This window comes from Myxococcales bacterium (genome assembly GCA_016706225.1).
Taxonomy (GTDB): Bacteria; Myxococcota_A; Polyangia; order Polyangiales; family Polyangiaceae; genus JADJKB01.
Genome location: JADJKB010000021.1, coordinates 95,274 through 108,063, shown reverse-complemented (window position 1 = coordinate 108,063; position 12,790 = coordinate 95,274). Strand labels below are relative to the sequence as shown.

The following is a 12,790-nucleotide window of genomic DNA, read 5'->3' as shown; positions in this document are numbered from 1 at the left end:
GCGGCCACCTCGCCGCCCCGCGCCGCGCTACGCGCTCGTTGCCGCGGTGCGCCCCCTCGGCTGCTTCGCCCGAATCGCTACTTGATGGGCGGAACGTACTGATCGCAGCTGTCGTCGACCACGTTGACGGCCTGCGCAAACGTGGTCGCGTAGTCCGTCGCACAGACGGGCGCGGCGATGGAGAACGGGAACTTCTTGATGAACTCCTCCCAGTGCGCGCCCTTGGTGGTGCCGCCGCCGCCGCAGGTGGCGGGCGTGAAACCGACCACCACCGCGGCCTTGGGGTCGCCCTTCTTGGCCGCAACGACCGCGTCGTACCAGCTCTGGGGTGTGCCCTTGTCTTCGTAGTTGGGGTCGTCGCTGATGAACGTCACGACCAGCAGCGCGTCGTCGCGCAAGAAACCTTCGTTGCAGCCGCCGGCCGCGTTGATCTGGGGTGTGAGCGCGGCGAGCATTGCATCCATGGGGCGCTCCTTCGAGTGACCCGCGACTCCGACCTGGGCCGCGCACGCGAAGGCCGCCGGCACGTTGGGATCGCCCTGCTGCAAGAAGCGACGCCCCGCGGGGAACGGGCAGATCTTGTTGCTGGCGAACTCCCCCGCGGGGTTGATCACTCCAGCGCCCAGCGTGCGGTCGCACTCCTCGAACTTGGTCTTCTTGATGTAGCCGTTGCAGGTCGTGCTGGTCGGATCGATGCCGGTCCAGGGATTGGCCGTGTTGCAGCGGCCCCACTCGTCGGTGTCCGCCACCATCACGTGGTAGTTGCTGCCCGCGGCGACGGTGCTCTCCACCGCGGCGATAAAACCCGGGAACGCCGCGACGAGCGCCGCCTGCTCCGGCTCCATCGAGACGGAGTTGTCGACGATGAACAGGAAGTCGATCTTCTCGCAGCCCTTCGTGCCGCCGCCGCCGCCCGTCCCGGTGCTGGCGCCGCCGCCGTCGAGGTTGATGCCGCCACCGCTGCCACCGTTCGCGCCGCTGGCCGCGCTGCCGCCGCCCCCTGCGTTGGCGCCGCCGCCGCCCGCGCCACCCAGGCTCGGCCCAACGGTGCCGCCGTCGTCGTTCCCGCCGCAGCCGCCGAGGCTAACGGAGAGGAGCCCAGAGAGACCGATGGCGAGTCCGGCCCGGCGCGCGGCGTTCAAGTTTCTCATGGGTTCAGCTCCGAGGTTCTTCGTGACGCGCTCGCGTCAGTCGAGCCCACAGTCTAGCGCATGTGGCGTTTGCTCTCCCGCGCGGGCCTATTTTGGCGGGAGAACCCCGGCTCGCGACCGCGTTCACCTGTGCGAAGCGCGGAAGGTTCGGATCTCGACGGGCCCACCGAACGCCCCAAAGAACCGCGCAAGCCAGATCCCCATCAGGAGGAAGAAGGTCACGACGGCCAGGGCCGAGATCAACTTCGTGAGGCGGCCGGAGGGGATCTTCTCGATGCCGCCGCGCACGTAGCCAAACGCGATGCTGCCGATGACTCCGAAGTACATCGGCGTCGCCAGGAACACGAGCGGGTGATAATGAAGCGCGCCGCCCAGATCACCGTGGAAGAGCGCGAGCGTGGCGCGAGTGAGGCCGCAGCCTGGACACGGGATGCCGAAGATCGCGGCAGTCGGGCACATCGGCATGTCGATGAGCACTGCGGCGAACAACGGTGACAGGATCAGCGCCACCAACAAAACGCGCTTGGGCCACCCGGGTTGAAATCCGAGTGGCCCAAAAGACGGGGCGGTCGCCGCGCTGCTCACATCTGCCGGCCGCCGCTCGCCGCCTGCCAGATCTCATTCAGATCGGCAGTCAGGAAGTACGGCCACAGGAAGAAGTAGAGAATTGGGTGCGACACCTGAGCATTGGGCACGCCGGCCATTTGTTTGGCCTCGAGCCTTCGGGGCCAAAAGTGGGGTTGAGGATCGGCACGAAGAACATGATCGGGTTGATGTCGTCCTTGCCGCGGAAGGCCTTGAGCGTCATTTCGACCGGCACGTAACAAAGCGCGTGCAGCCGTTGCGATGGGTGTCTGCTGGGGCCGAAGGGGGCGCGCCGCCGCACCATCATGGGTGCGCCGCCGGGTGGCGCGCGCGGGCGGTGTCGCCCGAAGCCCGGGGGCGGGCGCCGGCCGCGAAACCATGGCGGGGGCGGACGTAGGACCACCTGGGGGACCCCATCGGGCCGGGGCGGACCGCCGGGGGAGGACCGTAAGGCCCACCGGGGGAGACCACCCAGGGGGGGCCGTAAGGTCCACCGGAGGAGCCACCGTGGGATCACAGGGAGGCGGACCCCCCATCGGACCACCAGGAGGAGGGCCACCCATCGGACCACCGGGAGGCGGGCCGCCCATCGGACCGCCGGGCGGCGGACCCCCGAACCCTGGATCCGCACCAGGAGGAGGGAACCCGGGCGGCGCACCGCCGGGTGGCGCGACCATCGTGCCGCCGAGGGGATCGGCGGGGCCGCCAAAACCACCCGGAGGGGGTCCGGCCGGCGGGGGAGCCGCCGGAGCGGGTGCTCCTCCAGGGGGTAGCGGTGCGGACCCCATCGAGGGCGGCGCGACGCCGAGCATCGTCCCCTTCAGTTGAGGCTTGGGCGCCGAAGGCACGGCCGGAGCCGCTGGCGCACCCGGTTTAGGAGCTGCCGCCCCTTGCTGCGGGTTCATCATCAGCATCGTGCCCTTGAACTTAGGGGCAGCGGCGCCTTTGAGGTTGAAACCACACTTGGTGCAAGTGGTGGCCGTATCAGGATTCTGCGTCCCACAATTCGGGCAAAACACGAGTGACCTCCGCGCCTCGGGATTTACCACCGAGCGGCGTCAGCCTACACGCGGCAGTGGGGGGTTCTCAAGTCAATAGGATTGAAATTTCGAGGCCCCACACCCGCCTTGACACCGCGGTTTCCCGCTCACTAGGGTTCGCTCGCCCGACGCCCCGGGTCGGCACGGCAAAAGCCCTCGCGCCAGCGCCGCGCCCTTTTCGGGTCGCTTGGGCGGGGCCCGAGGCCCGAGCCGGGCGGCCCCCCACCGGTACACGGAAATCCCTAACATGGCTTTTTCTCTAAGCGGGGAGCAGGAGCGCGAGCTCGAGCGGATCCTCGCGCGATATCCGAACAAGATGGCGGCCACCATCCCGGTCCTCCACCTGTGTCAGGAGGCCAACGAGAACTGGGTGAGCGAAGACGTCATCCAGTTCGTCGCGCAGAAGCTCGGAGTGGGCACCGCGCACGTGATGGGTGTCGTCACCTTCTACACGCTCTTCAACCAGTCCAAGCCGGGCAAACACCAGGTCTGGGTGTGTCGCACGTTGTCCTGTGCGCTGCGGGGTGCGGACCAGATCCTGCACCACTGCGAGAAGCGCTTGAAGATCCACCAGGGCGAGACCACGCCCGACGGCAAGGTCACCTTGCGGACCGCGGAGTGCCTGGCCTCGTGCGGCACCGCGCCGATGATGCAGATCGACAAGACCTACCACGAGAACCTCACCACGGAACAAGTCGATCAGTTGCTCGACGGCCTGCTCTCGGACTGAGCGCCCATGTTGAAGATCACCAACTACCTCACGCACTCGTACGACAAATCGGACGGGCACACGCTCGCCGCTTACGAAGCAGCGGGCGGCTACAAGAGCGCAAGGAAGGCGCTCACCATGAGCCGCGACGCGCTCGTCGACGAGGTGAAAAAGGCTCACATTCGCGGCCGCGGCGGCGCGGGTTTCGACTGCGGCATGAAGTGGAGCTTCATGCCCAAGGAGAGCAAGAAACCTTGCTACCTGGTGGTCAACGCCGACGAGGGAGAGCCCGGGACCTTCAAGGATCGCACGATCATGGAGAAGAACCCGCACTCCGTGATCGAGGGCTGCATCATCGGTTGTTTCGGCATCGGGGCGCACGCGGCCTACATCTATGTGAGGGACGAGCTCCACCTCTCGAAGCAGCGGCTGTGGGAGGCCATCGAAGAGGCGCGGGCAAAGGGGTATCTGGGCGCAAGACCCTTCGGCCTCGACTACCCCGTCGAGGTGTACGTGCACACCGGCGCAGGCGCGTACATCTGCGGCGAGGAGACCTCGCTCCTCAATTCACTGGAGGGGCGTCGCGGCGAGCCCCGCTTCAAGCCGCCGTTCCCCGCGCAGTACGGCGCGTTCGGTTGCCCGACCACGGTGAACAACCTCGAGACGATCGCCATCGTGCCGACGGTGATGGCCATGGGAGGGGACGCCTTCAGTCGCCTCTCGACCTTGCACGACTTCAACGATGGGGGTGCGCGCCTGTTCGGCGTGAGCGGACACGTGAAGACCCCCGGCGTGTTCGAGTGCGCCGTCGGCCTCACGCTGCGCGAGCTGATCTACGATCTCGGCGGCGGCATCCTGGGTGACAAGCAGCTCCTGGCGGTGGATCCCCGGCGGCTCCTGCCCCGTCCACCTGCCCAGCGAGGTCGTGAACGTGCCCGGCGACCCGCGTTTCGACCCGTATAACGGCAAGAGCATCCTGGACCTGCCGCTCGGGGTCGAGACCTTCCGCAACGTCGGGGGCATGCTCGGCACCTGCTGCGCCATCGTGCTCTCCGAGGACGCCGACCCCGTGCTCGCGCTGCACAACCTGATGCGCTTCTACAAACACGAGTCCTGCGGCCAGTGCACCCCCTGCCGTGAGGGCTGCGGCTGGATCGACCGCATCTTGAACAAACTCGTGGAGGGTCACGCGACCCTGGAGGAGCTCGATCAGCTCCACCGCATCGCGTCGGACATCACCGGCAACACCATCTGCGCCTTCGGCGACGGTGCGGCCCAACCCGTTCTGTCGTTCGTTCGCAAATTCCGCAAACACTTCGAGGACTACGTCGTCACCGGCGGTAAGTCCCAGACCAAGAAGCTCGTGGCATGAGCGTCGGATCCCTCTTTTTCAGCGTGTGCGCGCTGGTCGCACTGGTTGGCGCGGTGAGCACGGTCGCAGCCAAGAACCCGATCCGCAGCGCGGTCGGTCTCTTGGCGACGATCGTGGGGATCGCCGCGCTGTTCTTGAAGCTGGCAGCCCAGTTCCTGGCGGCGATTCAGCTGATCGTCTACGCGGGCGCGGTCGTCGTGCTGTTCGTGTTCGTGATCATGCTGCTCGGACCGGACTCGAACCTCGGGGACAAACCGAGCAAGGAACGCCTCTCGCGGTATGGCGGCGCCGTGCTGCTGGTGGTGTCCGCAGTGGCCGCGTTCTTCGGCATGCGGGGCGGGTGGGGCGCACCGGTGGCCCTCGGCCCCACGGCTGCGGATTTTGGCTCGACGGAGGCCGTCGGTGGGCAGATCTTCCGCCAAGATCTGGTGGCGCTCGAGATCGCGACGGCGCTCTTGATCGTGGCCGTGGTCGGCGCCATCGCCGTCGCCCGCACCAAACCGCGCGCCAAAAAAGCGCGGGACTCGGAGCACGAGACCCGCCGCCTGTTCGTCGGGCCGCTCCACCCGCGGGATGCTCAGCGCCCGCTGCCCAAGGAGTCCGGCCGATGATGGGGCAACTGATCCAGCACTACGTGCTGCTCGCCACCGTCATCTTCCTGATCGGGGCGGTCGGTTTCCTGGTTCGCCGAAACATCCTGGTTCAGCTGATGAGCATCGAGCTCATGCTGAACGCGGTGAACCTGGCGCTGGTCGCCTTCAACCGCCAACACGGCGGCAACATGAACGGCCACGTGTTCGCGTTCTTCATCATCGCCGTGGCAGCGGCGGAGGCCGCGGTGGGTTTGGCCATCGTGCTCTCGTTCTACCGGCTCAAAGCCTCCGTCAACAGTGACGAGGCGGACACACTGAAGCACTGAAGGAGCAACGATGCAGGAGCTTCAGAAGATCTTTCCTCCGACCGAGTTTGCTCTGCTCGCGGTGATCCTGGCGCTGCCGCTGATCGGCGCCATCGTGAACGGCATCTTCGGCAAACGGCTCGGCAAAGAGGCCGTGACGATGATGGCGCTGTTTGCCGTCGGCGGTTCGTTCGTTGCCAGCGTGATCTCGTTCTTCATGCTCCAGAGCGCGCAGTCCGCCGCCCACGCCAAAGGCGCGGAAGAGGCCGTGCGGTTCGTCTGGAAGGGCTGGGAGTGGGTGCGCCTGTCCGGTCGCCACGACATGGGGCAGATCGGCGTCGACGTTGCGTTCTCGTTCGACGCCCTGAACGGGGTGATGAGCCTCGTGGTCACCGGCGTCGGCTTCTTGATCCACCTGTACTCGACGAAGTACATGGCGGAAGACGCCGGGTATCACCGCTTTTTCGCCTATCTGAACCTGTTCGTCTTTTCGATGCTGGTGCTGATCTTGGGCAACAGCCTGCCGATCCTGTTCGTGGGTTGGGAGGGCGTGGGCCTCTGCAGCTACCTGCTGATTGGCTTCTGGTTCGACGACGCGAAGAACGCCGCCGCCGGCAAGAAGGCGTTCATCACCAACCGCATCGGTGACTTCGGGCTGATCATCGCGATGGCCCTGCTCCTCTACTATGTCGGGGCACTCGACTGGTCGGGCATCGAGGGCGGGCGCATGAACCTGGTCACCCGGGTCCAGCTGTGGCCCATCGGCAACCAGGTGCTGGGCACGGGCTTGCTCCAGGGCAGCATGCCGTCGGTGGCGGAGTGGCTCAATCGCCCGCGCTTCGTGTCGGCGGCGACCCTGGTGGGGTTGGCCCTGTTCCTGGGCTGCGCCGGCAAGAGCGCGCAGTTCCCCCTCTACGTCTGGCTGCCGGACGCCATGGCCGGCCCGACGCCGGTCAGCGCGCTGATCCACGCCGCCACCATGGTGACCGCCGGCGTGTACCTCGTGTGCCGCATGGCAGGTGTGTTCGTGCTGAGTCCGGCCGCGATGTTCACGATGGCGCTGGTCGGTGCCTTCACCGCGCTCCTGGCCGCGAGCATCGCGTTCGTTCAGAACGACATCAAGAAGGTGCTGGCGTATTCCACCGTCAGTCAGCTCGGGTACATGTTCCTCGGTGTCGGCGTCGGCGCGTTCTCGGCGGGCTTTTTCCACGTCGTGACCCACGCCTTCTTCAAGGCCTGCCTGTTCCTCGCGGCTGGCTCGGTCATCTACGCCATGCACAAACGCATCCACGACACGGATGCCTCGCAGGACATGCGGAACATGGGCGGCATGCGCAAGTACATGCCGTACACGTTCGCGGCGTTCGTGGCCGCGTGGGTGGCCATCATCGGTGTGCCGGGCACCAGCGGCTTCTGGTCCAAGGACGAGATCCTCTACAAGGCCTACACCTCGAGTGTCGCCTTCCCGATCCCGGACGGAAAGCTGATCGATCCGCGCTCGGGCAAGGTCGCGCTCCAGCTCTTTGGCTGGCCGAGCTGGGGTGGCCCCGTGCTCTATACCCTGGGCGTCATCGGTGCGGTGATGACCGCGTTCTACATGTCCCGGCTGGTGTTCGGGATCTTCTGGGGCGACTTCAAGGGCTGGAAGATCGTCAAGGGCTGGAAGGAGCCAAAGCACGACGAGCACCACGACGAGCACCACGCCCACCACGACGCTGAGCCCCTCGAAGGGCCGAAGCCAAAAGAGAGCCCGTGGCAGATCACGGTGCCCATCGGCATTCTCGGCGGTCTCAGCGTGGTGGCCGGGTTCCTCAACGCACACCTCTTGCACATTGCGCCGTTCGAGCACTTTCTCGCGCCGGTCTTCGAGTTCGCGAACGGCAAAGAGGCGGTGGTGTCCGGCGCGAAGGGACCGGGGGTGGCGCTGCTGGAGAACGCAAAGGCTCTCGAGCTTCCGCTCTTGGTCCCCGGGCTCCTGGCGCTGGTGGCCGGCGCGGGCGGCGCCTTCTGGGTCTACATTCAGCAGGCGGGCGGCCCGGCCAAGGCGCTGGCCGAGAAGTTCCCGGCTCTTCACGAGCTGGTCTACGACAAGTGGCGCATCGACGAGCTGTACGAGGAGACGATCATCGGCGCGGTCGATTCGCTGGCGGAGTTCGCCGCCGGGTTCGACAGGATCGTGGTCGATGGCATCGTGGCGCGGCTCACATCGTTCATCGTCGCGGCTGCCGGCACCGGCTTGCGCTTCGTGCAGACCGGTCACGTGCAGGCGTACGCGGCCGTCATGGTCGTGGGCATGGGCGGGGTTGGGTGGTTCTTCGTCGCGCCGCACGCCACCGTCACCGTGAAGGCCGACGAGACCAGCGGGAACTACGAGCTCAACGCGGCTCCGGGGCTGGGTTACACGTACCGCTGGGACAGCGACGGGGACGGCAAGCCGGACTCCGAAGAGTTCACGCTGGAGAGCGCGCGTACGATCACCGTCGAGCGCGGCAAGAGTAAGAAGGTCGTGCTCGAGGTGAAGAACGCCTTCGAGCGCGTCGCAAAGCGTGAGGTCAACCTGGACCGTCCGCAGCTCGATGCGTCGAAAGGCGCGGGCCCGGGTGTGATCCAGATCGAGCAAGGCGCCGACGGGCAGCTGCGCGGGGTGGTGCCGGGGCAGAATCGCCCCATGCCGCTCCGGCCGGCGATGCCGCCGGGTCAGCCGGGTCAGCCCGGTCAGCCCGGCATGCCGAACCCCGGTCTGCGCATGCCCATGCCGCCCGGCAGACCGATCCCGCCCGCTGGCGATGGCCACCAGCATCAACCTGGAGACGTGCATTGAGCCCCGGAATGAAGTTGGTCTTCGAGGCCTGGCCGTTCCTGGCAGCGTTTGTCCTCGGCGTGCTGATCCCCAGGCGCCAGGGCAAGTTCGAGCGCATCGCCATCGGGGCCGTCTCGGCTCTCGCGGTGCTCTTGGTGATGGGCCTCTGGCCGGCCAAGGAAGCGGCGGAGGGGGCGGCCGAGATGGCCACGCCGAAGGAGTGGCCGAACCTCCTCAACGTGATCGTGTTCTTGCCAATCTTCGGCTCGATCTCGATCCTGTTCCTGCCGCGTCAGTCGCCCAAGCTGCTGCGCCGGTTCACGATGCTGATCCTGGGGCTCGACCTCCTGGCGTCGCTCTGGCTGCTCGGCGTGCCCATGACCGCGGGCTGGCATTTCCAGTACATCCGCGACTGGTTGCCGAGCTTCGGCATCCGGTACCACGTGGCCGTCGACGGGGTCTCGACCTGGCTCGTGCTGCTCAGCACGTTCACCACGCCCATCGCCGCGTACGTCTCGTTCGGTAGCCTCAAGACCCGCACCAAGGATCTGTGTTTCGCGCTGCTGCTCTTGCACGGCGCGATGCTCGGAGCCTTCGTCTCGCTGGATCTATTCCTGTTCTACGTGTTCTGGGAGCTGATGCTGATCCCGATGGTCATCCTGATCGGCATCTGGGGTGGCATCGACAAGATCAAGGCCGCGTACAAGTTCTTCCTCTACACGATGGCCGGCAGCGTGCTGATGCTCGCGGCCATCATCTACATGGTGTGGACCCACCAGCAGCTGGCGGGGTTTGTCACCTTCGACTACCTCGCGCTGAAGAACCTGGTGCTGCCCAAGAACGCGGCGATGCTGTGTTTCGGGGCCTTCTTGCTGGCGTTCATCATCAAGGTTCCGATGTTCCCGTTCCACACCTGGCTGCCCGACGCTCACGTCCAGGCCCCCACGGGTGGCTCCATCATCCTGGCGGCGGTGCTGCTGAAGCTCGGCACCTACGGGTACATCCGCTTTTGTATGGGCATGTTCGGAGGCCCGGCGTGGTCGACCGCCGCCAACCTGGCGGGCCTCGCGGTCGGAGGCGGCGTCCTGTACGGCGCGCTGGTCGCGTGGAAGCAGGACGACGCCAAACGCCTGATTGCCTACTCGTCCGTGGCCCACATGGGTTTTGTCATGCTCGGCCTGTTTGCGGCGACTCGCTCTGGCATCGAGGGGGCACTGCTGCAGATGGTGAACCACGGCATCTCGACCGGCGCGTTGTTCCTCCTGATCGGGGTCATCTACGACCGCCGGCACACCCGGGAGATCCGCGAGTTCGGCGGCCTGGCCAAGGTCATGCCGGTCTACACGGCGGTTTTCGTGATCGTCACCATGTCGAGCATCGGTGTGCCGGGTACCAACGGCTTCGTGGGTGAGTTCCTGGTAATCATGGGCACCTTCGTCTCGTTGCCGCTCGGCTCCCACGGGCAGCTTCAGGCCGGGCTGGCGACGCTGGGCGTGATCCTCGCAGCCGTGTACATGCTGAGCTTGGTGCAGAAGATGTTCTTTGGCCCGCTGTCGAATCCGAAGAACAAGAACCTGCCCGATCTGAGTGTCCGCGAGACGCTGGCGTTGGCGCCGCTGATCGCGCTGATCTTCGTGATCGGGTTGTTCCCGAACCTGTTCATCGAGCGCACCCGCGAGTCGGTGGGTTCGGTCATCGAGAGTTATCAGGAGGGGCGCAAGGCCTACATGGACATGACGCCGGGGGCGAAGGCTCGGCTTCGGCCCCGCAAGGGTGGCATGCTCGAGACCGGTTATCCTGAGCCGCCGAAGCCCGCCGACGCTAGCGGCGACAAGAAGGACGACAGCCAGACCGCGGCACTTGCCCCAGGTGGCCAAGAGCGGCCGACGGGAGGTGCCCATTGACCCTCTGGTTCGGCCTCTCCCCGATGCTCGTCGTCGGGCTCGGCACGTTGCTCTTGATGCTGGCGGAGGCCTTCGGCAAGGCACCCGCGGACAGCGACAACCCAGCGGACGCCGGCTCCGGCCGCTCCGGTGAGCTGGCGCTCGTCGCCGCGGTCGTGCTGATGGCCGGCGCCGCGTTCAGCATCGGCGTCTGGATGGTCGGTCCGGAGAACCTCCCGGGGCTCGAGGCAACGCGCCCGTACCTGGTGATGGACCGTTTCACCGTCTTCTTCTGCTTCGTGCTCTCCATCGGCGGGGCCTTCGCTGCGCTCCTGGCCGGCGGTTATTTGCCGGAGCACGGCATCGATCGCTCCGAGTTCTTCCCGCTCCTGCTGCTCAGCACCGTGGGAGCGATGACCCTGGCCGCGGCCGGCGATCTGCTCACGCTGTTCGTCGCGCTCGAGACCATGTCCCTCGGTGTGTACTGCATGGTCGGCCTCCGGCGCAGCGCGCGAGCGGCCGAGGCCGCCGTCAAATATTTCTTGCTCGGTAGCTTTGCCGCGGCGCTGATGCTCTTCGGGGCAGCGCTCTTGTACGGCGCAACGGGGCACACCGATCTGGTGGGCATCGGCGAGGCCATCAAGACCATCGGGCAGCCCGGGAGTGTGGTGCCGGTTGCGCCGGTGCTGCTCGCAGTGGTGCTGACGCTGACCGGTCTTGCGTTCAAGGTGAGCGCAGTGCCGTTCCACATGTGGACGCCGGACGCCTACGAGGGGGCGCCCACTCCCGCGACGAGCTTCATGGCTGTGGCCGTGAAGGCCGCGGCCTTCGCCGTGCTCCTGCGTGTGGTGGTCGTTGCCTTTGGTGACGCCCGCCTGATGAGCTGGGGCACCGGCTGGCCTCCGGTCCTGGCGACCTTGGCCGTCTTGTCGATGACCGTCGCCAACCTGGTCGCCGGGCGTCAGAGCTCGGTCAAGCGCATGCTGGCGTACTCGTCGATCGCGCACGCGGGCTACGCGCTCGTCGGCGTCGTCTCGACGATGCGTTCGGCAGACGGTCAGGCGAGTGTGCTCTTCTACTTGCTCACCTACACGGTCTCGACCGCTGGGGCCTTCGGCGCCTTGATCTTGTGCGGCAGCCGCGGCGCCGAAGCGACCAGCTACGAAGATCTGGCGGGGCTCGCCAAGCGCCACCCGTCCGCTGCGCTCGCCTTCAGCTTGTTCCTGATGTCCCTGGCGGGCATGCCGCCGACCGCTGGATTCTTCGGCAAGATCTACGTTTTCCGCGCGGCCATGGACGCCGAGCTGTACGTGCTCGCCGTCATTGGCCTGCTGAACAGCCTGGTTGGCGCCTACTACTACCTGCGGGTGATGGTGTTCATGTACATGCGTGAACCGGCGCCCGGAGCCGAGCTTGCCGTGCCGATGCGGTCGGCGTTCGTCTCGAGCGCGCTGGTCATCGCGGCGGTGCTCGTCTTCGCGCTGGGCATCGCCCCGGGTTGGTCGCTCGACATGGCGAGCGCAGCGAAGATCGTGGTCTCGGCTCGCTGAGCCCCGCGCACCCGCGCGACGCCGGTCCTACAAAACGAAAACGGGGCGCCCGAGAGCGCCCCGCTGTCACGACTGAGTTGCGATCAGCGACCCAGGTCGAACTTCACTTCTTGCTTCACCGTGCTGATGATGAACGGGTTGTAGGTGAGCTTCAGGTTGCTCGCCTTCTGCGGGACCTCGAAGGTGATCCAGCCCTTGGCCTTCTCCGCCTTGGTCACGCGCACACTCTTCAGCTCGGGATCACAGCCACCGAAGGTGCTGGTGTACGAGTAACCCTCGCCGTCGGTGATCTTCGCGTAGAAGGGGTTCACCGGCACGTCTTTGTCGGCGGAACCCTCGATCTGGACCTCGACGCCCAGCTTGATGTTCCCCTTCTTGGGCTTGAAGTAGTACGGGACCTTGCACTCCTTGACGTTCTCGATGCTCATCGAGAAGTCTGGGGCCTTGGCGGTCTCTCCCACCTTGTAGAGTTTGGTCGAGTCGAAGCTCGGCGTGGTGCCGGTTCCGGTACCCGTGCCCGTGCCCGTTCCGGTGCCCGTGCCGGTTCCGGTGCCCGTGCCCACTCCGGGATCCGGCGTCGGCGGCGGAGTCTTCTTCTTGCAGGCGAGCAGTGCGCCGGCGATGAGCGCGGTGCAGGCAAGGACGGTGAACGAGCGGGATCGAGTCTGCATCGACGGTTCCTTATCTCGGGCCCGAGCTATGGGCGTCCGGACGTTACACAGCTTGAAGCGGGTTCTCAAACATCCCGAACGATCGGGTCCGCGCTTTGCTACGCGCCGTGGTACGCACAGCGACGTGATTT

10 protein-coding genes and 1 pseudogene are annotated in these 12,790 nt (G+C 66.3%); 7 read left to right on the top strand and 4 right to left on the bottom strand.

Annotation, left to right across the window (positions count from 1 at the left end; translation table 11 throughout):
• Positions 1 to 77 precede the first annotated feature (77 nt).
• The 3 genes from IPI67_25210 to IPI67_25200 all read right to left on the bottom strand — a co-directional run bounded on the left by IPI67_25210 (position 78) and on the right by IPI67_25200 (position 2,755).
• Complete coding sequence (locus IPI67_25210) at positions 78 to 1,151, bottom strand: hypothetical protein (protein ID MBK7583477.1); 1,074 nt, start codon at positions 1,149 to 1,151, stop codon at positions 78 to 80.
• A 123-nt stretch (positions 1,152 to 1,274) separates the two neighbouring features.
• Positions 1,275 to 1,616 carry a DUF2752 domain-containing protein gene (locus IPI67_25205; protein ID MBK7583476.1) on the bottom strand — a complete coding sequence of 114 codons (342 nt, stop codon included), beginning with the start codon at positions 1,614 to 1,616 and terminating at the stop codon, positions 1,275 to 1,277.
• Positions 1,617 to 1,732: 116 nt separating this feature from the next.
• On the bottom strand, positions 1,733 to 2,755 hold the full coding sequence (locus IPI67_25200) for a zinc-ribbon domain-containing protein (GenBank protein MBK7583475.1): 1,023 nt from the start codon (positions 2,753 to 2,755) through the stop codon (positions 1,733 to 1,735).
• A 268-nt stretch (positions 2,756 to 3,023) separates the two neighbouring features.
• Between IPI67_25200 and IPI67_25195 the strand changes: the two genes are divergently transcribed.
• From IPI67_25195 to IPI67_25165, 7 genes and pseudogenes are all read left to right on the top strand, one after another.
• Positions 3,024 to 3,506, top strand: a complete 483-nt coding sequence (locus IPI67_25195) for an NAD(P)H-dependent oxidoreductase subunit E (GenBank protein ID MBK7583474.1) — start codon at positions 3,024 to 3,026, stop codon at positions 3,504 to 3,506.
• A gap of 6 nt (positions 3,507 to 3,512) precedes the next feature.
• Positions 3,513 to 4,857, top strand: a pseudogene (gene nuoF, locus IPI67_25190) (NADH-quinone oxidoreductase subunit NuoF).
• Positions 4,854 to 5,468 carry an NADH-quinone oxidoreductase subunit J gene (locus IPI67_25185; GenBank protein ID MBK7583473.1) on the top strand — a complete coding sequence of 205 codons (615 nt, stop codon included), beginning with the start codon at positions 4,854 to 4,856 and terminating at the stop codon, positions 5,466 to 5,468. The pseudogene nuoF and the gene IPI67_25185 overlap by 4 nt, the downstream one beginning before the upstream one ends.
• A complete protein-coding gene (gene nuoK, locus IPI67_25180) occupies positions 5,465 to 5,776 on the top strand; it encodes an NADH-quinone oxidoreductase subunit NuoK (GenBank protein MBK7583472.1) in 312 nt (103 codons plus the stop codon). Before IPI67_25185 ends, nuoK begins: the two co-directional genes overlap by 4 nt.
• 10 nt (positions 5,777 to 5,786) lie before the next feature.
• Positions 5,787 to 8,576, top strand: a complete 2,790-nt coding sequence (gene nuoL / locus IPI67_25175; GenBank protein ID MBK7583471.1) for an NADH-quinone oxidoreductase subunit L — start codon at positions 5,787 to 5,789, stop codon at positions 8,574 to 8,576.
• Between the two features lie 8 nt (positions 8,577 to 8,584).
• A complete protein-coding gene (locus IPI67_25170; protein ID MBK7583470.1) occupies positions 8,585 to 10,459 on the top strand; it encodes an NADH-quinone oxidoreductase subunit M in 1,875 nt (624 codons plus the stop codon).
• A gap of 23 nt (positions 10,460 to 10,482) precedes the next feature.
• Positions 10,483 to 11,988, top strand: a complete 1,506-nt coding sequence (locus tag IPI67_25165) for an NADH-quinone oxidoreductase subunit N (GenBank protein ID MBK7583469.1) — start codon at positions 10,483 to 10,485, stop codon at positions 11,986 to 11,988.
• 83 nt (positions 11,989 to 12,071) lie between these two features.
• Here IPI67_25165 and IPI67_25160 read toward each other — a convergent pair whose 3' ends face one another.
• Positions 12,072 to 12,659, bottom strand: a complete 588-nt coding sequence (locus tag IPI67_25160; GenBank protein ID MBK7583468.1) for a DUF4352 domain-containing protein — start codon at positions 12,657 to 12,659, stop codon at positions 12,072 to 12,074.
• Positions 12,660 to 12,790: the final 131 nt, after the last annotated feature.